At 46.6% G+C, this 19,630-nt stretch carries 23 protein-coding genes; 15 read left to right on the top strand and 8 right to left on the bottom strand.

Annotated elements, in window-relative coordinates; all coding sequences use genetic code 11:
* The first annotated feature begins 9 nt into the window (after window positions 1-9).
* The gene (locus tag DOM22_RS07590) at window positions 10-744 is read left to right on the top strand and encodes a hypothetical protein (RefSeq protein WP_142699788.1); all 735 of its coding nucleotides are present in this window, start codon (window positions 10-12) and stop codon (window positions 742-744) included.
* On the opposite strand, the gene DOM22_RS07585 is transcribed toward DOM22_RS07590, so the two are convergent.
* Together DOM22_RS07585 and DOM22_RS07580 are read right to left on the bottom strand one after the other, a co-directional pair.
* The gene (locus tag DOM22_RS07585) at window positions 683-2,089 is read right to left on the bottom strand and encodes a sensor histidine kinase KdpD (RefSeq protein WP_142699787.1); all 1,407 of its coding nucleotides are present in this window, start codon (window positions 2,087-2,089) and stop codon (window positions 683-685) included. The genes DOM22_RS07590 and DOM22_RS07585 overlap by 62 nt on opposite strands.
* A 65-nt stretch (window positions 2,090-2,154) precedes the next feature.
* The gene (locus DOM22_RS07580) at window positions 2,155-2,697 is read right to left on the bottom strand and encodes an adenylate kinase (RefSeq protein WP_142699786.1); all 543 of its coding nucleotides are present in this window, start codon (window positions 2,695-2,697) and stop codon (window positions 2,155-2,157) included.
* Between the two features lie 88 nt (window positions 2,698-2,785).
* Here DOM22_RS07580 and DOM22_RS07575 point away from each other — a divergent pair, with 88 nt between their 5' ends.
* Together DOM22_RS07575 and DOM22_RS07570 are read left to right on the top strand one after the other, a co-directional pair.
* Window positions 2,786-3,232 (top strand): OsmC family protein, encoded by a 447-nt coding sequence (locus DOM22_RS07575; protein ID WP_142699785.1) that lies wholly within the window; start codon window positions 2,786-2,788, stop codon window positions 3,230-3,232.
* 4 nt (window positions 3,233-3,236) lie between these two features.
* Window positions 3,237-4,049 carry a PPK2 family polyphosphate kinase gene (locus tag DOM22_RS07570; RefSeq protein ID WP_142699784.1) on the top strand — a complete coding sequence of 271 codons (813 nt, stop codon included), beginning with the start codon at window positions 3,237-3,239 and terminating at the stop codon, window positions 4,047-4,049.
* Here the strand turns inward: DOM22_RS07570 and DOM22_RS07565 are convergent.
* Window positions 4,046-5,650: an FAD-dependent oxidoreductase gene (locus DOM22_RS07565; protein ID WP_142699783.1), complete on the bottom strand. Its 1,605-nt coding sequence runs from the start codon at window positions 5,648-5,650 to the stop codon at window positions 4,046-4,048. The two genes, DOM22_RS07570 and DOM22_RS07565, sit on opposite strands and share 4 nt — an antisense overlap.
* 223 nt (window positions 5,651-5,873) lie before the next feature.
* On the opposite strand from DOM22_RS07565, the gene DOM22_RS07560 reads away from it, so the two are divergent.
* Entirely contained in the window at window positions 5,874-6,986 is a 1,113-nt protein-coding gene (locus tag DOM22_RS07560; protein ID WP_142699782.1) for a GGDEF domain-containing protein, read from the top strand.
* 47 nt (window positions 6,987-7,033) lie between these two features.
* Here DOM22_RS07560 and DOM22_RS07555 read toward each other — a convergent pair whose 3' ends face one another.
* Entirely contained in the window at window positions 7,034-7,534 is a 501-nt protein-coding gene (locus tag DOM22_RS07555; protein ID WP_142699781.1) for a GAF domain-containing protein, read from the bottom strand.
* 332 nt (window positions 7,535-7,866) lie between these two features.
* On the opposite strand from DOM22_RS07555, the gene DOM22_RS07550 reads away from it, so the two are divergent.
* From DOM22_RS07550 to DOM22_RS07505, 10 genes are all read left to right on the top strand, one after another.
* Window positions 7,867-8,385: a hypothetical protein gene (locus DOM22_RS07550; protein WP_210415707.1), complete on the top strand. Its 519-nt coding sequence runs from the start codon at window positions 7,867-7,869 to the stop codon at window positions 8,383-8,385.
* 220 nt (window positions 8,386-8,605) lie between these two features.
* Window positions 8,606-9,541, top strand: a complete 936-nt coding sequence (locus DOM22_RS07545) for a S8 family peptidase (protein WP_142699779.1) — start codon at window positions 8,606-8,608, stop codon at window positions 9,539-9,541.
* Window positions 9,542-9,550: 9 nt separating this feature from the next.
* Window positions 9,551-10,237, top strand: a complete 687-nt coding sequence (locus tag DOM22_RS07540; protein WP_142699778.1) for a methyltransferase — start codon at window positions 9,551-9,553, stop codon at window positions 10,235-10,237.
* Window positions 10,238-10,307: 70 nt separating this feature from the next.
* A complete protein-coding gene (locus tag DOM22_RS07535; protein WP_142699777.1) occupies window positions 10,308-10,631 on the top strand; it encodes a VOC family protein in 324 nt (107 codons plus the stop codon).
* Between the two features lie 145 nt (window positions 10,632-10,776).
* Window positions 10,777-11,607: a C1 family peptidase gene (locus DOM22_RS07530; protein WP_142699776.1), complete on the top strand. Its 831-nt coding sequence runs from the start codon at window positions 10,777-10,779 to the stop codon at window positions 11,605-11,607.
* A gap of 23 nt (window positions 11,608-11,630) precedes the next feature.
* The gene (locus DOM22_RS07525; RefSeq protein ID WP_142699775.1) at window positions 11,631-12,284 is read left to right on the top strand and encodes an HD domain-containing protein; all 654 of its coding nucleotides are present in this window, start codon (window positions 11,631-11,633) and stop codon (window positions 12,282-12,284) included.
* 109 nt (window positions 12,285-12,393) lie between these two features.
* On the top strand, window positions 12,394-12,882 hold the full coding sequence (locus DOM22_RS07520) for a twin-arginine translocation signal domain-containing protein (protein WP_142699774.1): 489 nt from the start codon (window positions 12,394-12,396) through the stop codon (window positions 12,880-12,882).
* Between the two features lie 4 nt (window positions 12,883-12,886).
* Window positions 12,887-13,345 carry a hypothetical protein gene (locus DOM22_RS07515; protein WP_142699773.1) on the top strand — a complete coding sequence of 153 codons (459 nt, stop codon included), beginning with the start codon at window positions 12,887-12,889 and terminating at the stop codon, window positions 13,343-13,345.
* 2 nt (window positions 13,346-13,347) lie between these two features.
* Window positions 13,348-14,526, top strand: coding sequence for a hypothetical protein (locus tag DOM22_RS07510; RefSeq protein WP_142699772.1), 1,179 nt, complete (start codon window positions 13,348-13,350; stop codon window positions 14,524-14,526).
* Between the two features lies 1 nt (window position 14,527).
* The gene (locus tag DOM22_RS07505; RefSeq protein ID WP_142699771.1) at window positions 14,528-16,435 is read left to right on the top strand and encodes a hypothetical protein; all 1,908 of its coding nucleotides are present in this window, start codon (window positions 14,528-14,530) and stop codon (window positions 16,433-16,435) included.
* Here the strand turns inward: DOM22_RS07505 and DOM22_RS07500 are convergent.
* On the bottom strand, window positions 16,423-17,100 hold the full coding sequence (locus DOM22_RS07500; protein ID WP_142699770.1) for an RluA family pseudouridine synthase: 678 nt from the start codon (window positions 17,098-17,100) through the stop codon (window positions 16,423-16,425). The two genes, DOM22_RS07505 and DOM22_RS07500, sit on opposite strands and share 13 nt — an antisense overlap.
* Window positions 17,097-17,690 (bottom strand): RlmE family RNA methyltransferase, encoded by a 594-nt coding sequence (locus DOM22_RS07495; protein ID WP_142699769.1) that lies wholly within the window; start codon window positions 17,688-17,690, stop codon window positions 17,097-17,099. Before DOM22_RS07495 ends, DOM22_RS07500 begins: the two co-directional genes overlap by 4 nt.
* A 106-nt stretch (window positions 17,691-17,796) precedes the next feature.
* On the opposite strand from DOM22_RS07495, the gene DOM22_RS07490 reads away from it, so the two are divergent.
* Window positions 17,797-17,994, top strand: a complete 198-nt coding sequence (locus DOM22_RS07490) for a DUF485 domain-containing protein (protein WP_142699768.1) — start codon at window positions 17,797-17,799, stop codon at window positions 17,992-17,994.
* Here DOM22_RS07490 and DOM22_RS07485 read toward each other — a convergent pair.
* Together DOM22_RS07485 and DOM22_RS07480 are read right to left on the bottom strand one after the other, a co-directional pair.
* Window positions 17,991-19,250 (bottom strand): MFS transporter, encoded by a 1,260-nt coding sequence (locus tag DOM22_RS07485; RefSeq protein ID WP_142699767.1) that lies wholly within the window; start codon window positions 19,248-19,250, stop codon window positions 17,991-17,993. The two genes, DOM22_RS07490 and DOM22_RS07485, sit on opposite strands and share 4 nt — an antisense overlap.
* A gap of 87 nt (window positions 19,251-19,337) precedes the next feature.
* On the bottom strand, window positions 19,338-19,568 hold the full coding sequence (locus DOM22_RS07480; RefSeq protein ID WP_142699766.1) for a hypothetical protein: 231 nt from the start codon (window positions 19,566-19,568) through the stop codon (window positions 19,338-19,340).
* Between the last annotated feature and the right edge of the window lie 62 nt (window positions 19,569-19,630).

The raw sequence follows: 19,630 nt of genomic DNA, 5'->3' as shown, positions 1-19,630 counted from the left end.
GGAGTACAAATGGATTTTAACAAAATGCTGTTCGCGGAAAAAAGTAAATTGAATGAGCATGTTTTGATACACTGGATACGCTCTTCTAAGACCCCTCTATCCTTTGCGCCCGCGATGAGTTTCTTCGTCTTAGGATTTAAGGATTTGCTCTTAAATCTTGAATATCCCCACGCCACCACCACTCTGGAAAAAGCTGTTAATCATCACTGCAAAGAAGATTTGGAACACTGGCAACTTTTTTTGGAAGACTTAGAGACTCTGAATGTCGGCCAAAGCGCCTGGGGCACAAAAACCACCACCGCGCTTCGTCAGATTTGGTCCAACGACAACTGGCGTGTACGTCAGGCAACCTATAAGTTAATGTCATTGACGTTTCAAAAAACCAGCCCCGGCGTGCGCCTTCTGATGATCGAGTGCCTGGAGCTTGCCTTTGCGGTTTTCATTGAAGCAGTTCGCTCCTCTGATTCGCACTCCCCGGAAGCACTGAAATACTTTGGTGATCATCACTTCTTTGAGGAAGCCAGCCATGCTCAAGGCAGCTGGATTGATGAAACCCACCAGCTCAACTTAAATGAACTAGAATTAACCCCAGAGGAAACTAAAGTCGCAGCGATGATTGTGCTGGAGGTTTTTGAGTGGTTTCATCTGATGTTTACTTCCTGGTATAAGCAGCGGGCGATATTTACAACTCCATCTCCCGTCGTTCAGAGAGAAGCGGTTTCTGCACGACCAAAGGAAATCTAACACGCATACAAACTCCCACAGTGCGTGAAAACGATGGATCCTTGTAACTCGTTTTAAATTCTATACGTCCATTCATCATATCCACATAGGCCTTCACTAAAGGAAGGCCAAAACCCGTTCCTTTTTCGTTATGAAGCCCCATACGGGTCGTCGCCCCACTGAAAGAGAAAATTTTAGGGGCTATGTTTGCCGGTATTCCAATACCGAAATCTATGACTTCGATATATACAAAGCGGAGATCGTCACTGAATCTGACGACAATTTCCTCCCCGCGCGGAGAAAACTTAATTGCATTGCTGATCAGGTTACCAATAATCTGAGCCTGCAATAACTGCGAATCAATCAACACTGAAGATTGCGGATTTTTGCGCTCATCAATAAATCGCACCGTCAAATTTTGCGCGGCCAATTGTTCGGCATAGTATTGAACTGCATTGTGGACGGCAATCGCAGGATCTGACACTTTCAGATCCAAATTCTTTTTGCCCGAAGTGACCGCTTGAAGTTCACGAACCTTTTCAATTGTCGTCATGATATAGCGCAAGGATTTACTGAGTCTTTGCATCACGGGGGCGTCCCCGTCTTGGATTTTATTTAGCGACATCATTGCCGTGGTCACAGGAGTCGCAAGATCATGAACTAAAATGGAAATCAATGCCTTGTTGCGATTGTCTAAATCAACCAACTCTTTGGTTTGTTTGGTCACTTCCCCTTGTAAACGCCCACTGTACTCCGCCGCCAACTGCCATAAAAGGAAACTGGGAAAGAAAATGGAAAACGCAAAAGTTAACAGAAAGGCAAACGTAAATCCAAAGACGGCACCAGTTTCACTTTGTCGCAGGAACGGATAATCCAGATAGTGAATGGCCAACAAGACCAAAAGCAGAGCGAGAATTTTGAAACCCTTCGTGTCCCCGCGCGACTCCCGGGCATTGCGAGCTTTAAGAGCGGCACAAAGAAGCGGCATTGCAATCGCAATAGCCGAAAATATCGAAGCAAAGCGGAAGGATTGAGTGAGGCGCAATGTGACAAGCCCAAGAATAACCAGCGTCACCGGTATCGTATAGACCCAGGAGCGCCGATCGGGTTTAACTAAAAGAGCCGATGTGATCTCGTAATAGACCCAACTAGCCAACAAATAAAAGCTAAAGGCTAACAGCATTTTATAGTCATAACCCACGAACTGGCTTTGCAGGAAAAAGTTAATCGAAGTGATCACCCAGCTTAAAGTGATATAGCCAAAGATACGATTCCCGTGGATGTACCAGAGAGCGGCAGAGGTAAGGACATTGACCAGCATGGTGCCAGAAAAAACCAGGACAACGATGTATAAGTTTGGGCTCATACAACTAGTGTACGCGTCAGAAACTCCCCGCCCAAATAAATTCAAAATTCCTTAAGGGAGTGATGTCAAAGGCCACCCTCACCAAAACCAAACTGGGAAATACGTTTTAGTTGAGAAAGATTACGAATTACCACAACTTTTCCCTGCTGTTCGCGATTCAAAATACGTAAAAGCTCAGGGCGCATTAAGCGGTGTACGTTGCCGATGGTCTTATAAAGTTTCTTGGTGTGCTCCCAGGAAAGCTCCGAACATCCCGGGGGCAATTCTTTTCGTGGAGACCAGAGGTTTTGAATTTGGCGTTTTGTTGCCCACCAATAATGACGCCACAATGGAAAATCGATCAAAACAATTTTATCCGCCAACTGAAAACGCCTTTGGATGATATCCAAAGGACCATATCCGTCGATGATCCAGGTCTCTTGATTTTGGATATCGGACAAAAGAGTAATAGATTCCTTATGAGGGCGAATCTTCATTCCCTCCACGAACTGGATGGAATCCACATGCGTGATTGGAAGCTGATAAAGCTTTGCCAATCGACGCGACAACACGGTTTTACCTGCTCCCGCATTTCCGATCACTGCAATTTTTCTTGGAGCTCCTGTCATGGATTGATCTTTAACAAATAAATCAGGCAGCGGTCAACGTCTCCTCCTTTCCCTTCTATTCTTTGTGGATCACAACAGGAGGTTTAGTATGGAAAGAAAAGCATCGGTTCAATGGAAGGGCAATATTCAACAAGGTCTGGGAGAGATCTCCACTGAAAGTGGCGTTCTTAATAAAACACCTTATTCCTTCGGTCGTCGTTTCGGCACGGAAAAAGGGACAAATCCCGAGGAATTGATCGCCGCCGCCCATTCTTCCTGTTTTGCCATGGCGTTTAGTGCAGCATTGGGCCAAAAAGGTTTCACAGCTGAAACAATCAACGTAAACGCCGCTGTAAGTATCGAAAAAAATGGCAGTGACTGGGTTATCACTCACTCAAACCTGGTGTTGCGCGCAAAAATTCCGGGTATTGATCAAAACCAATTTAAAACCATTGCCGAAGATGCCAAAAACAACTGCCCGGTTTCCCGTTTACTTGATACAGAAATCTCTTTGGATGCAGCACTTGACGGAGGTGAAGTGCGCGCCACACACTAGATAGATGATTAAAGAAAAGCATTTTTACCCGACATCAAAAAATCTTGCCAAGGTATCGACTATTGAAGCCAAGGAAGTTTCAAAAAAGGCTTTAAAGTCTGAATTTGAATTGATCAGCGAAAAGCTTGGCCGTTTACAAGAATTGATTTTTGCGGAATCAAAGCACAAAGTTTTGATCATTTTGCAGGGACTGGATACGTCGGGTAAAGATGGCACTGTTAAACATGTCTTTGCCGCGATCAATCCTCAAGGGTTAAGAGTTGTCTCGTTCAAAAGACCCACGGACATCGAAGTGCGCCACGACTATTTGTGGCGCATTCACAAGCAGACTCCGGAACGTGGGGAAATGGTAATTTTCAATCGGAGTCATTACGAAGACCTGATCGTACCTCTGGTTCATAAAACCCTCCCTCTTAAACAAGTTAAAGAACGCATTTCCGATGTGAATGCCTTTGAAAAAATGCTGGTTCGGGAGGGCGTCACTATTTTGAAATTCTTCCTGCACATCAGTCGCAAAGAACAAGCTTCGCGACTTCGCGAACGAATCGACGACCCCGAAAAGCATTGGAAGTTTGAACTGAGTGATTTAGCGGAACGACGCCATTGGCACGATTATCAAAAAGCCTATGGAGAAGTGATTCAGGAAACCCACCACACAGACCGACCGTGGTTTATCGTTCCTGGCGATGATAAGAATTTACGCAATCTCATTATCTCCTCGATTTTACTCGAAAGGCTGGAAAAACTAAATCCGGTCTTACCAGCCTTTGACCAAAAAACTCTGGCAAAAATTAAAAAAGAACTAAAACATATTTAAGGACTTGGCTCGAAATAGTTGGGCAAAGGTTTTTGCGGTTTTTTTAAGTGATGTTCGTACTCGGTGATAAGCTCTTCCACCTTGCGATAATCAATCCGCTGCAAAGCTTGCTCGACTTTGAGGTTTTCCAAATCCCTTCCCACTGTCATAAAGGCTGCGACCCGATCGTCCTCATAGTAAATAACGGCGAAATCGTCTTTACCGGGATCTCCTAAAAGTTCCATGCGATCAAAACGATCGGAAAAACCAATATAGCAAACGATTTTGTCGTACTGCTGTGTCCAGAAAAAAGGAACATCAAGATATTTACTTCGAGCTCCCAACATATTGGCGGCAACAACTTGACCGTGACGTTCAGCGACCTCCCAATGCTCCACACGGATGGGTCTCAGACTGCGAGGGTCAGGCCATCGCGCGATATCTCCCGCGGCATAAATTCCGGGAATGCTGGTTTCCAAATAATCATTCACTAAAACACCTTGATCAATTTCACATCCCGCCTGTCTTGCCAGGGAAAGGTTGGGTTTAATCCCCACTCCCACGACGACAAAATCACAGGCTATAGTCGAACCATCATCCAAAATCACGGAGTCCTCTTTGACTTCCTTAACTGTTCTTCCCAAATGAAAATGAACGCCATGGGATTCATGGGCTTTTTTCAGATAGCTTCCGACGTGAATTCCCAAAGTCTTCATCAAAGGCATTTCTTCAGGAGCAATAACATGAACATCAATTCCCCGCTGCTTTAATGAGGCGGCAACTTCCAAACCAATGAACCCTGCTCCCACCACCGCCACGGATTTCGATTCACGACATTTCTCAATGATGCGACGGCAGTCTTTTAAAGTTCGAAGCATGAACACATTCTTACTTTCTATCCCCACAATCGGTGGAGCGATAGGCTCCCCACCAGTTGCCAACAAAAGTTTATCAAAATAAAGCATGCGGCCATCAGACAGCTGTACCGCCTTTTGATCCACATTAATCTCAACAGCTGACACATTGAGGTTGAGCAGAATTTTATTTTTATCGAAAAACGAACTCTTCATGATCGGCAACCATTCTTCGGGGGCATTGCCGGCCAAATAGTCTTTGGATAAATTGGGACGATCGTAAGGAAGTGAATCATCATGACTGACCATTTGAATGGTGCCGGCAAACCCCTGACGACGAAGCATGACCGCGCAGGCCGTGCCCGCAGCACCGGCACCGATGATCACGATGTGCTGACTTTCAGTTCCCCGCAATACCGGCTGAGGAATGGTTTTTTTGCCAGTCACAAAAACCTTGTCGTCACGAACTTCCGTGCTCCAACATGAAAGCGGTACAAGGGCCGGTGCTTTTTCCGCCTCCCCTGTTTTCACATTGAAGCTGGAATGATGCCAAGGGCAGTGAATATGGTGGCCGGAAAGAAGTCCCTGATTCAACGGCCCCCCGTAATGGGTGCAGTTGGCACCGACGGCGTAGACCTCGCCCTCTACCTTCACCAAAAGCACCGCTTTATCACCGACGTGTCCCAAAAGAGTTTCACCATCTTTCAGAACTTCAGCTGAAACGCCTTTCGTAAAATCAGGGCCGGAAACCTGCGCACTTGTTCCCATGAAGTGACTCCTTTTTTGTCAGTTCCAGATTACTTTAGACTTCTTGTGGGAAGGACTTGAGCAAAGCTTCACATCGTTGCGAAAAAGCACCAACCAGACCTGTATCATTGTGAGAATCTGCCGGACCAGCGTCGGGAAATCGTTAATATTCGGCTCGTATTTTCCGAAATAGGAATGATGATTTTTATTCCGACGAGAGTCGGAGTGTACGCGGAGGCGCAAGTTGAAACAGTGGATGAAAAAGCTGGTTGATCAGTTGGACATGGACTGGGGATCTGAGGGTCACGCAAAAACCAAAAGTGACCATAAGCCTACGTTATCCGAAGATCGCGCAACGTTGTTGTACATCTTGGATGTCTATAACAAGAACTTATTCGAAGTCCAAAATCACTCAATTCGCAAAGTGCGCGCGAAGCTGGATACCGTTGCCAAAGAGCTCATGACATTGGAAGGTGAAGAACTGGAAAGCGCACTTTTCCGTTTCCGTCAGTTTATCTCAAGCTATCGTATCGATGAAACCACGTACGTGCAAAACACCTTTGATGATTTCAAGCGCATTATCTGGGACTTCGCAGACAATCTAGGTGAAGAGGTCGCTGCCGAAGCCACATCTGAAGGCCAGGTGAACAATAGCCTGGCTCAACTGCGTGAGGCCGTGGAATCAAATTCTATTGAAGACTTGCGCGCAAAATCCCGCGAATTTATCGATTTCTATTTAAAGCATCAAACGTCTTCGAATGAACGCCGTTCAAAACGTATGGAAACGGTCAAAAAAAGTCTTTCCACAGTAAAAAAGCAATTGATGGAAGCAAATCGCACCATGCGTTCCGACCATTTAACGGGCGCCCACAATCGTAAAAGTTTCGACGAGCAAGTAAAACGCTATATCCAGATCAATCAGCTCGATCACGATCCGGTCACCATGCTGTTATTCGATATCGACTTCTTTAAAAAGATCAACGATGCCTATGGCCATGATATCGGCGACTTCGTTCTTCAACAATGCGTGCGCCTGCTTCAAGAAAGCTTCGCCCGCGAAGAAGACTTCGTAGCCCGCCTTGGCGGTGAAGAATTCGCTGTGATCCTTCCTGGCTGCGACACCAAACAAGCGATCAAAATGGTCGACGATTGCATGGCAAAAATCCGCAAGGAAGTTTTCGTCCACGGCAACCTGGAAATCCGCTTTACCGCAAGTTTAGGAATCGCCCAACTTGAAGCCGGAGAAACTCCCGACGGCTGGTACAAAAGAGTCGATGAAGCTCTTTACACATCCAAACAAACGGGCCGCAACAAATACACTGTCGCGAACCCTTCAGGAATCAAAAGAGTCGCATAACTCAATAAAAAAGGCCGGTACAAACCGGCCTTTTTTATTTCCACCGGTTAAGCAAAGGAACTCGGCCACACCGTCTTCTCAAGCAAGATGCGAGCAAACTCCTCGAGCCCTTTCACATCTTCCAAATCAAAACGATTCAAATGAGGCGAATCAATATCAAGCACACCCAACAGACGATCCCCCAATACCAAGGGAATCACAACCTCGCTACGCGATCGAGCATCACATGCTATATGCCCAGGAAACTGATGAACATCCGGCACTAGCTGACTTTGTAAAGTCTGCGCAGCAGTCCCACAAACACCCTTCCCCATCTTAATACGAGTACAAGCCGGCAGACCTTGAAATGAAGAAAGCAAAAGCTCCCCATTATGATTCAGGTAAAAACCAACCCAATTAATTTCCGGCAAATGCTGATTCAAAAGCGCAGAAAAGTTTGCAAGGTTCACGAACCATTCTTTTTCGGACAAGGCAAAAGCCTCTGAATTCAGCTCGCGGTAAAATTGGGTCTTATCTCTATATGAAATCTTGTTCTGTATTTCTTCCATGGTGCAAGTTTTAGCACGGCCAAAGAAGTTCGTCAAAATACGGGTGTTGCCCAGAATTAATCAGTTTCATAACGACACCAAATTTAATGGCTTGCACCTTGCAGATGCGTTTCTTGCGAGTTTCGCATCACCAAACCAAACGGAGGAAAATAATGAAATAATCAATCTTTCTAGCGATGGCACTGAATTTCTTGGCCTTAACAGTCCACGCCAATTATCAGAATTGCGTTGACGGAGTCTCCTTCAGTTTGCCGGGATCGGGTTTTGAAACGCGAAAAATTGCAGAGATTGCGTGTCGAAGTGGTCGCGAAACTGAGGAAGCAAAAAGTTGTTTGTCTTCCGTATACTTCTCCATGACAGGCGTCGGCCTTGAAACTTACGAAGTGGCGGCCGTTGCGTGCAGTGGACGTGCACCCATCAACAGCGTCACTGAATGCATACAACGACAATACAGCCGTCTTCCCGGCATTGGCCTGGAGTCTTACAGACAAGCTGCTCATCTTTGCAAAAATGGCGGTGAAAACGCAGAGAGAAGAACTTCCTGCACTGACAGTATCTATGCCATGCTACCAGGCTCCGGGGAAGAATCTCGCTCGGTCGCCAGCATCGCCTGCTCAAGCCCAGGACCTGTGGAGCAAATCAAAGATTGTATGCGCAGACTATATAGCGTCATCAGTGGCAGTGGCATTGAAACCTACCGTGTGGCAGCTATTGCATGCCGAGGTACTAGCGACGCCGACGCTGTCGAGACTTGCGTGAGAAATCAATACTTCCGCCTTCCTGGTACAGGGATTGAATCTTACGAACAGGCGGCACACATCTGCTCTCGAAAGAACCGTGGCCACCGATAAAACACTGTTCCATCATAAGCAAAACCAGGGGTTAAAAAGGACGAACTTATTAACCCCTGTATAAAAGTTGTCTATGTATGTCGCCTTTTAGACAGCTGAAACGCCCTCAGACCCTGTATAGCGATTTCTAAACACAAGTGACAAATCTCCGGATGAGACCGCATTAGATTTGCTTATACCTGGCCCGCCAAATGCAATGTCCCTATTCACGGGGGCAGACATGAGATCACTTAACTTACTTCAGAAATCATTTTTTGGAATTCTCTCAGCAACACCATTTCTATGGTCTTCCGTTGCTCAACCCCGCACGTCCGACCCTGATAAAGACATCGTTATTGCGATTATCGATACAGGGATTGATGTGAACCACCCACTGATCAAAGACAACTTGTGGGTAAATCCCAAAGAAAAAACCAATGGCTTAGATAACGATGGCAACGGATATGCCGGGGACCTCCATGGATGGAATTTTGTTTCTGAAAATAGCGATGTCAGTGACAGTCACGGGCATGGCACACATATCGCGGGTATTATTCGCCAAAGAACTCTGTCTTCGCGAGTGAAATTCATGGTCTTAAAATATTACGATCCGGAACAAAGTGGCCGAGTCAATTTGCTCAATACCGTTCGTGCAATTCGGTATGCGATCAAAATGAAGGCCGATATTATCAACTACTCCGGCGGCGGGGACACACGCAGTGCTTTGGAAGAGCAGGCTATCCGTGAAGCTCAAGAGAAAGGAATTCTCTTTGTCGCTGCCGCCGGTAATGACGGTCGTGATACCGACAAAATGGGTTACTACCCTGCCGGCTATAAGCTTAAAAATATTATTTCTGTCGCCGCCATGGATTCGGATCGTCATCTGATCGACAGCAGTAATTATGGTTCGCAAAGTGTAGATATCGCGGCCCCGGGCAAGAACGTATACTCTTCCCTGCCCGGTGGCCAATTTGGAATGATGACCGGAACTTCGCAGGCAACGGCATGGGTAACCGGGCTTGCGGCCGCGCTGATGTTACAAAATCCAACTCTGCGCGATCCTGAATTAATAAAATTGAAATTGGAAACAGAAGGTATCCGCGATCGGTCCTTGGCCGGCAAACTGAAATCCAACGTCAGGATTACCGCTTTACAGAATGATATCTCAAGCCTATAACAAGAGTTATTGAGCAAGATTGATTTCAACCCTGACGGGCCCTTTCCACTGATCGACGAAGAAGCGCACACGTACCTGGAAGCACAGGAACATTCGGTTGTCGTCGATGAGTGGCTGGGATTTAAAACCGCCGAAGTTGAGCAAGCCTTGCTCAAGTCCCAGGACTACAATGTTCAAGCGGATGAAAACATCCCGGTGAATTTTTGGCGAGGACTTCCAGTTCAGGCTCTGCAGACTCCTTACACTGAAATACGTTTTATTTTAGAACTATTGAAACCTCAAGACGGCCAGCACATCGTGGATCTTGGATGTGGGTATGGTCGCATGGCGTTTGTGGTGGGCAAACATTATCCCGGAGTGAAATTCACCGGGTACGAACTGGTGGCCGAGCGCGTGGATGAAGGCAATCGAATCTTAAAAAAATTCGCTTACCCTCTGGCGGCTATTAAAACCCAAGATCTGACGGATCCCCAGTTTGTACCGGTTCTTGCAGACTACTATTTTATTTTTGACTTCGGAAGCGCACCTGCGGTCGACAAAACCTTGGAAGACTTAAGGAAGATCGCCCAAAAGCACAGCATCCAAGTTGTGGCACGAGGACGTTACATCCGCCACCGTATTTTTCAATCCCATCCTTGGCTTTCTGAAATAAACGAGCCTCAAGTCTTTGATCATTTCACAATCTTTAGGTCTTAGGCTTTGCCACTAAGCACGCGTTTAAGACTGGGCTTGTTCACTGCGAGTCTGTGGCGGAAAATAGCCTTATATGGAAAACTTCATTCAAAGACCCGAAGCATTGAACCGTTGGTACGAAGAAAAACTTCATCTTCACCGTGATCTCAACGGCGGCTTTATGGAAGAGCATTTTCAGGAGAATGAAGACCTGCCGGAAACTACAATATTTCGCATTCAAAATCTGGCGCCCCTAATCGGATCCCTAGCGGAAGCCGGTGTTCGCATCATCGACTATGTCGATGAAAATGAACGCGGAAAATTCGCGTGGATTTACGATCCCGATGGACACAAAGTCGCTCTGTGGCAGCCATGGGATGAGTCGCAAAGCCTGGTGGATCTACCGGAGCCCGAATAACTTCTCCCGTGGTGAAACCTTAAACACACAGGTAATAATTATCTTCACAAATGTGATTTCCCTCGTGTACGCCTCCTCAGTTCGCCTCCATCTGGCAGCTGGATTGCAAAATCTCTCGGCGATTATTTAATGCGAAGGAAATAAAATGACATTTGTGATCCGCACTCTCTTTTTCACGGCCGCGTTGCTGTGCTCGGTTTACGTCAAAGACGCCAAAGCCGAAGAAACTATTCTGACTCACTTGCAGACTCCGGTTAAGGACCAGGAAAGACGTAATACTTGCGCTTATTTTGCTGTCTCTGCGGCCGTGGAAAGTGCCTTTAAAACATTAACTGGTGAGGACTATGACATTTCCGAAGAATTCGAAATCTTCCGTCATAAAATCATCAATGCTTGGCGCCCGGAAGTTGAATTTGGAAACACTTACGACATTATGGCAAGCCTGCAAAACGACCTTTACCTTTATGAAGAAGACCAATTGCCGTATCAAAAAGAAAGCCTGGATTTCACCAAACCTTTCAATGCCGGTCAAATGTCCTTCTTTGATTTGCGCCAAAAGAAGATTCCAAAGGTCAGCTACAGAAGTTTGAAATTCAAAGAAATTTCCAAAAGACACTCCTCGCGTTCATGGTCCGAACTGGCGATGGAACAAATTAAACAAAACCGTTCTGTGGTTATTACTTTGAATGTTGCCATCCCTCATATCAACGACGCCAAAGGTACATTCACGATGAATAAAGAAATCGCTGAGCAATGCGCCAGTGGCCAAATTGCTTGCGCGGGTCACGCTGTCTTGCTAGTTGGGTACAACACGGAAAGACGCGCATTTATGTTCAAAAACTCGTGGGGACCAAAATGGGGTGACCGAGGTTACGGATACGTGACTTTCGACCATGTCGACGAGTTCTCAGATCAACCTCTGTACGCGTATTTTGACAAGTTTACGTCTCCTTCCGTGAAACGAGTAAATCCGTAATTCAAACTAAAGAGATGGAAGTCATGAATCAATCGCAAACTAGCTTTGACGAAAATAAATGGTTCCATCTCTTTAAGAATAAAGCCCGTGTGCTTTATCCCAGTTCCGATCCTGCACACGATTTCTTGCATATTCAACGCGTCGTCAATACCGCTAAAAGTTTATGTGAAGCTGAGCACGGTCTCTGGGAAGTGGTCATGCCAGCAGCGTTCTTTCATGACTTTATCAACGTGCCTAAAGGTGATCCCCGCCGACCCTATGCCTCGGCCCTTTCTGCTGAAGCAGCCGTCGAGTATCTTAAATCCGTGGATTATCCAGAACAGTACTTGGAAGATATTCGTCATGCGATTGAAGCCCACAGTTACAGTGCCAACATAAAGCCCACAACGCTCGAAGCTAAAATCGTTCAAGATGCCGATCGCCTGGACTCCCTGGGAGCCATAGGTATTGCCCGCTGTTTTGCAACGAGCTCGCTGATGAGCCGTCCTTTTTATTCTGAAGAAGACCCCTGGGCTGAAAAGCGTGATCTGGATGATAAAAACTATGGCATCGACCATTTCTATCAAAAACTCTTTAAATTGATGGACCACCTGAACACTGAGACCGCTAAAAAAGAAGCTGAACATCGGGTGGCCTTCATCAAGTCTTACCTGGCGCAGATTAAGCGCGAAATCTAGGTGTCGAACTCTTAGCCACCCCTATGTACTTATTTCGTGGTAACCATTGGGCACCACTATAAACCGAAACAATTATCTGGTTCCTAGGACGTCTGGTAAAACCATTCCTATGAACAGACGTAACTTTTTAAAAAATGCCACAGTGGCGGGCGCAGCCTTAGCCTTGTCTAATAGGTCCTTTGCAGTGGAAGCGGCCAAAGCTGATGACACATGCCTGGTTCGCATGGATCAAGTCACTGCGGAAGCAACTTACTTTGCTCGCTATGAGCACTTTCATATTCTGGCAATTCCAGTTTCCGTTTTGATTGCTCCCCCTGAACAAGGTTATACAACACGTACAAGTGTTCTTGATCAGGCATCCCTGGATGAAAAAGCCTTCAATGAATTTATCAAAGAGACAGGCCTAGATGGTGCAAGCCTTCGTGTTCATTCCCATTCAGTCACCTTCACAAAGAATGAATTGGATCGCATTGCCAGTGGCGAAAAAGAAGTGAAAATCACCGTGATGACTCCGAAGGGAAACATCGCTCACTATTTCTATTTTACGGCGTCTCGTTCTGCCCAAGTTAAAATTCAACGCGGTCGTGCGGGAAAATAGTAATATGGGTCTTTCACGTCGCGACTTCCTTAACTTGAACAACTTCACAGCTTTTTCGGCTGAGATGGGTTCTCTTTGCGTTGCTCATGTGGGCGAGTTCTCTGTCGAGACTCAAGACTCTCCGTTTTTTGAACACTTTCATTCTTTAACGATTCCGATCAAAGCCCTGATCCAACCACCTGCTGACGGAATTGTTTTAAAGACAACTCCAGTGGATCAGGATTCTTATGACGTTGAAGGCTTTAAAACCTTTATCGGACAAAGCCACCTGGATCCTAAAGCTCTCAGCACACATTCCCACGATGTCAAAATCAGCCAAGCCAAACTTTTGGCCATTGCGGGTGGTGAAAAAAACGTGGAAGTCCGCGTGATCTCGGCAGCGGGAAATTACGTTCATAATTTTTTAATCTCGGCCTCCCCGATGACATTAGCAACAATTCGCAAACAAGCGACAAAGGAATAAATATGAAAACCCTCTTCGCACTTTTCGCATTCTTTATTTCTTTGACGACGCTGTCCCCAGCGCAAGCGTATTTTATCGCCGTACCGACACAGCAAGGTCCCATCGACTATAATAAAAGCGTCAGAATTTTGTTGTCGGGCCGCGGGACTGACTTAGGCGTTCAACCCCAATTGACAGCCTTGGGACGTGCACAACTTTACAAGCGTAACTTTCCTCAAGATCAAATCGTTCTGATTTCAGTTTTAGAGAATGCCAACAACGCTGCAAACCTTTCCAAAAGCGGTTGGACATTCGTAACTAGCAATGACGTGAAGCTTGAAACACAATCTGGCTCGAAAGAGATTCTTAAATTCAACAACATACGTTCCTTGGAATTCTTTGGGCACAACTCCCCGTCATTGGGCACTCAAGCAGATGGCTTGGGATTCCGTTTTGATTTCCGCGAGCCCATCGTGGCCTCCATTGCGAGCCACTTTGCTTCCGACGCCTTTGCGATCATTCATGGATGCAACAGCGGTTGGTTGAATGCGCAAAGCCTTTCCAACAAATGGGATATCGCGGTGGCGGGTTCTTTCACCGGCACTCGTTTTGAGCGTCTGCACAGCGACGGTCACTTTTATGTCGACGAAGAAAACCGCGCTCCGAATCAGGATTGGGCGACTTTCAATCCTGATTTGAATGTGAAATGTTCTGAAGGTGGCTGCCTTCGTATGCGCACGATGTTTTCTCACTATGCCGGCAAATGGGGTAACTTCCAGGGTCCCCTGCTAAGCCATTACAAATTCTTCTGTCAATTGAATGAAAGAGACTGTCAAAAAGCGATGGCGGCATCCCTTTACGGTTTCTTGGCGGAAAGATCCCTGCAACGCAACTCCAGCGCGGCAGAGTTCAGCCAAGTTGCCAAAGAATGGTTGTGTCCTGTTTATAAAACGAGAAAAACCGTGGACGAGTGCTACCAGGCCCTTGCTGAAATCGAAGCCGGTCGAGGCAATATGTTGGTTTCATTTGTGGTGAATGATGCTCAATTGAGCTGCACGATGAAGTCCTGCCAATCGGTGATGACTTGTGATGATCACACCTGCCAGGTGTCGAATCGGGTGTCTAAAAACTCCAGCACTCTGGCGCAAGAATATCTGCACCTGCTAAATGGTTTCAGAGCCTTGCAAGCGGATGGTCTGTAATATGACTCAATCACTTCTACGCCTTCTTGCGATTTTAGTTTTTTCGGCAGTCACGGTACAAGCTGTGGCTGGGGAAAATTTAGAAAATGCTTTAAGCATTTCTAAGCCCGAGGTATTAAAATCCCTCGAAGCCCAAGGATTCGCTTTGGCTGACTTGGTAAATCCAGGTCAGAAATTAGGCGTGGTGGACAATTCGGTTCTTTCCAAAACCAACTTCAAAGTGATTTTGGACAGTTTACGAACTGAAATGGATATCTATCAAAAGAACAATCCTGCTTCTGGGGTGGGTTTGGCTTTTGGACAAAGACTTTTCGATTTGAATTACCTTACTCACGCCCGCGCCCGTTTTGCGTTGGTCGGCGTGATCAATCGCATGGACGTGGGCTATAAAAATCCAAACTACTGCGGTGAAATTCGTTTCATCTATCGTTTGGCCTATAACGTGGAAAGCCAAGGTGTGAACGTAGCTTCCCGTTTGCCGATCACGATCAATTTGCTTTTGCACCAAGGCAGCAGAATCTCTCAGCAAGGTTGTTTGGGTATTGCCCAACGTTGGCAGACAGTGACTTCTGAATCCACCGCTCAGGATGTATTAACGTCTGGCCCCTTGAATCCATCGGTATTCATTCCATCCCAGTTAAAAGATCTAGAGATCAATATGCAGATCTCACGCATGGCTGCGTCTGAGCGTCCTGATTTTGGTGGGCATGCAGAATACCTGCTAAAAGCTTACGAGTGGACAGGCAAAGGATTCGCAGAAACGACTTTGGAAAACCAAATCGACCGCGCTCGCTTGCAGGCGGATCCCGCCCTTATGAATGAACTTGTGGAGTGGATCAAAAATCCACAGAACCTGAAAACAATTGATGACGGCACGATGATTCTGCCAAAAAAGTTTTTGGCGAAAAGCGCTATTTCAATTGCTCCCGGCGGAATCAACCGTTCTGGCAATCGTCTGTTCTATGGTTTGTTGCCATCTACGGCAACAGACTCAGTTAAATCGCAGGATCTTGAGAACATCAAATCTGGCACGGCACTTTTGCGCCGCCTGAATGAATCCACTTGCGTGGGTTGCCATCAAACGCGTGCGATCGGTGGCTTTCATTTCACGGGCCGTGATCCTCAAGGCAAATACGCCGGCAACTCTGTCTTCCTTCCGGGCTCTGCCCACTTTATGGGGGACCTGGCTCGTCGTCGCGAAATCATCGATGCTTTTGCTCGCAATGAAAAGATTGATTACTCCCGCGGTTTCGCCGCCCGCCCTCAGGAGCGTCGTTCGCAAAAACTTATCGGTACGGGCTTGATGAATGGTTGGGGCGCACACTGCTCGACAGGCAAAGATCCATCCTTCAGTGGTTGGACATGCGCTCAAGGCCTTACTTGCAAAACTCTGTTAGAAAAAGAAGACAGCTTGGGCTTAGGTATTTGCCTGACCGAAACTCAACAAGTCGGCGATCCATGCGAGATGGGTAAAATCGTGACGACTGCTTTCGGTAAGGATAAATACATCCGCACCTCTGACAAGCTGACTGTGACACTTCCAAACGCGATGTGCTCGCCACAAAGTCAGATGCCTGGCACACGCACTGGTGGTTTCTTAAACGGTAACGTCAGAACGCTTAGCTGTGACAACTTACCAGCGGAAGCCAGCTGTGGTCCGTTGCCAGCCGCACGCCCAGGTTTCAACGCTTGTATCGGGACTAAAAACTTTGACGCTTGTTTAAAAGAATACTCGTTAGGAGTGGGACTGCGTGGCTGTGATCAGCTGAACCCTTGCCGTGATGACTATATTTGTGCGGAAAGTTTTGAAAGCAATCGCGGTTCATGTGTGCCGCCTTACTTCTTGTTCCAGTTCCGCGTCGACGGCCATCCTAAGAAAGCCGTGGCACCGATCTCTCAGGCCAATTGAATAATACCGGGAAGTTGAAGCTCCTGGTGACCAGGGGCTTTGCTAAAATCAATCTTGTACGCTCTTAAGGCGATCGCGTCTTTGCCTTCGCCTGGAACTTTAGATCCATACAAAGCATCGCCCACAATCGGAAAACCATGGCGGCTTAAATCAAAGCGCAATTGATGCGAACGACCCGTCACCGGCTGCAAATCCCATTGCAAGAAACCGTCAGCATTCGTTCCCAAATACTCTGCCAGCGTCAAAGAGTCTTTGCCCTCAGGGCTTTCAAAGGCGCGGCGCTTGCCCCGCAGAATGCGCGACTTCCATTCAAATTTCCGTCCGGTGGCCACGGTGAATTTCTCGCGCGGGTTTTTAACATTCGCAGGAATATGAGAAAAATCTTGAGCAGTTGTCAAAGCACGATAGGTTTTACTGACTTGTTTGTGTTCAAACCACGCATTGGCTTTACGATGAGCTTCCGCCGTTTTCGCGTACATCACCAAACCTGACACTTCAAAATCCAAGCGATGGACAGGATAGATTTGCAGCCCCAATTGCTTTTGCAAAGCAATGCCTAGGCAATTGCGCTCGTCTTCAGCTCCCATACGGCTGGGAGTGGAAAGCACCCCTGCCGGCTTATCGCAGATCACGAAATGGGAGTTTTCGAAAACGATTTGAATCATTTTTTATTAAGACCGATCAAAAAGATCTCTTTAGAAATTTTGCGTGTGGAATCTGGCTTCATCACTTCACATTTAGCAAAGGACTTTTTAATTTCCTCACGAAGCTTGGCAAAGTCATCGCTGTGAAAAAGCTTACAAACAAAGTGTCCGTCTTTTTTTAAAAACTTGCGAGCCACATCCAACGCCAGCTCACACAGCTCCATGGAACGAGCCTGGTCAGTCATACGGATGCCTGTTGTTTTAGGCGCCATATCAGACATCACTATATCAAACGGAGGATGGAATCCATGATCACGGAAAGTGTCTTCCAGGTTCAAATCACGAAGATCGGCTTGGATAAATACAGCATTTGGCAACTTGACCGTCACCGGGCTTAAATCCACACCCAACACGCGCCCTTTGGCTCCTACGACTTTTGAGGCATACTGAGACCACGAGCCTGGCGAAGCACCCAAATCCAAAACGGTCTGGCCACTGCCTTTAAAAATTTTGTATTTCTTGTCGATCTCTTCAAGCTTAAAAACAGAACGAGCGGCAAAGCCCTCTTCTTTTGCTTTTTTAAAGTATCTATCGCGTGGATTGTAAGTCATATCGAAGGTTTATGTCGTGTTCAGGGGGTAAAGTCCATTATTAAATTTCACATTCCCTTTTGGGCGCGAATGGACTAGAAAAGATACATTCTTTGGAGGCCCGCAGATGGAACTCATTCTTAGCATGAGCATTTTCTTTGTTATCATCACCATGATTTTCGTGGCCGTTGCCGTCTTTTTGCCGGAATGGATGGGGATCACTGGCAAAAAAGCCAAAAAAATTATCGAAGAGCAGCAGTCACCCTCTTCCGAGCCGCATTCAGCTTCAGATGAATCCAAAGCTGAATCCGATAAAAAGCACTAACCGTGCTCTTGAGGCTCCTTAACTTTCATAAGGAGTCCTCCCCCGACGATAAATAGCAATAACAAGCCCACCATTCCCACGCGAGAATTCCCGGTGATCGTCACGGTAAAGGCCACAATCAACGGCCCCAGGATCGAGGCGAATCGGCCCACCAGATTGAATAAACCAAAGTACTCACCACTTTGATGTTTCGGCGCCATTTTTCCAAACAATGAACGACTCAAAGATTGCACGCCCCCTTGAACCATTCCGATTATCACCGCCAGCAAATAGAAATGCCATGCCTGACTCATCCACATGGCAGCAACCACTGTGACGGAATAAATTCCGATACACACCAAGACCGGTAACTTGGCGCCAAAACGCTTGGTCACCGTTCCAAAATAATAAGCACAAGGGAATCCGATAAACTGCGTAATTAAAAGAGCCGCGATCAAATCTTTCGAGCCCAAGCCAATCGACATGCCGTAATCCACGGCCATGGTCATGACGGTGTAAACGCCATCGATATACATCCAATAAGCGATCATAAAGATCAGCAGATTGCGCTCTTTCGTTATCAGTTCCTTAAAGGTCGCCTGCAAGGTCAAGATGCTGCGATTGGTAAGTTTCCAGATGTTGTCTTTGGAAACTGGCACCGCCGGTTCAGGAACATTCCGCGCGAGAGGAATCGAAAACACGAACCACCAGACGGCCACAGTCATAAAAGAAACTTGCACTGCCTGTACGCCGTCTCGCAATCCAAACCATTCCGGGAAAAGATGCATCAGAACGTTGATCAAAAATAAAATACCGCCACCAAGGTATCCCAGGGCATATCCCAACGAAGACACGTAATCCATTTCCTTGGGTTCAGCGACGAAAGGCATCAGGGATTCATAAAATACGCAGCTCGCATTGAAGGCCATCATCGCGATACTATACGCCAGGATCGCATTCCACCAATCACCCAACGGAATGAAAGTCATCCACCCGCAAGCGATAACCCCGATCAACATAAAGGAAAGACAGAAAAGTTTTTTAAGCCCGCGAAGATCGGCCACAACTCCCAAAGTAGGACTCATAAATGCGATCACCAGACTGGAAATGGAAATTGCTGTGCCCAAACGTGCCGTCGAAACCGTGGCATCCACGCCCTGGCTCCAATACATTTTGAAAAAGACTGGGAAAAATCCCGCCATCACCGTCGTGGAGTAAGTGCTGTTCGCCCAATCATATAGCGCCCAACTAAGGATTTTCTTTTTGCGATTTTCCATAACAAAAGAAGACCATAGTTTGCTATCGAATGGGACCCACATCGTGTCATAAAAAAGGCCCGCATCACTGCGAGCCTTTTCCCACCACTACTCTTTTTCGCGTGCTATTTCTCCGGTCTTCTTGGCACCGAAATCGTGATAGAGATTCAATCCGCCGATGATGGTCAGAATACAACCTATCACGACGTAAGCTATCACGGCTTTGCGATTTTGATTAAAGACGTAACTAAAGGCCCCTGTAATCACAATCAGTGGCCCCAGCACTACCATGGACGAAACAATCTGACGGAGTGCGAACACTCCCAGTTCAGAATTCATAACCCCCGCCTACGTTCAAGATTTGGTTATATAAGTTCTGTAATCTTCTATTTTCTGTTGAA

It is taken from the genome of Bdellovibrio sp. ZAP7 (assembly GCF_006874645.1).
Lineage (GTDB): Bacteria > Bdellovibrionota > Bdellovibrionia > Bdellovibrionales > Bdellovibrionaceae > Bdellovibrio.
The sequence above is the reverse complement of the archived record's forward strand: the minus strand, read 5'-3'. Positions and strand labels throughout refer to the sequence as shown.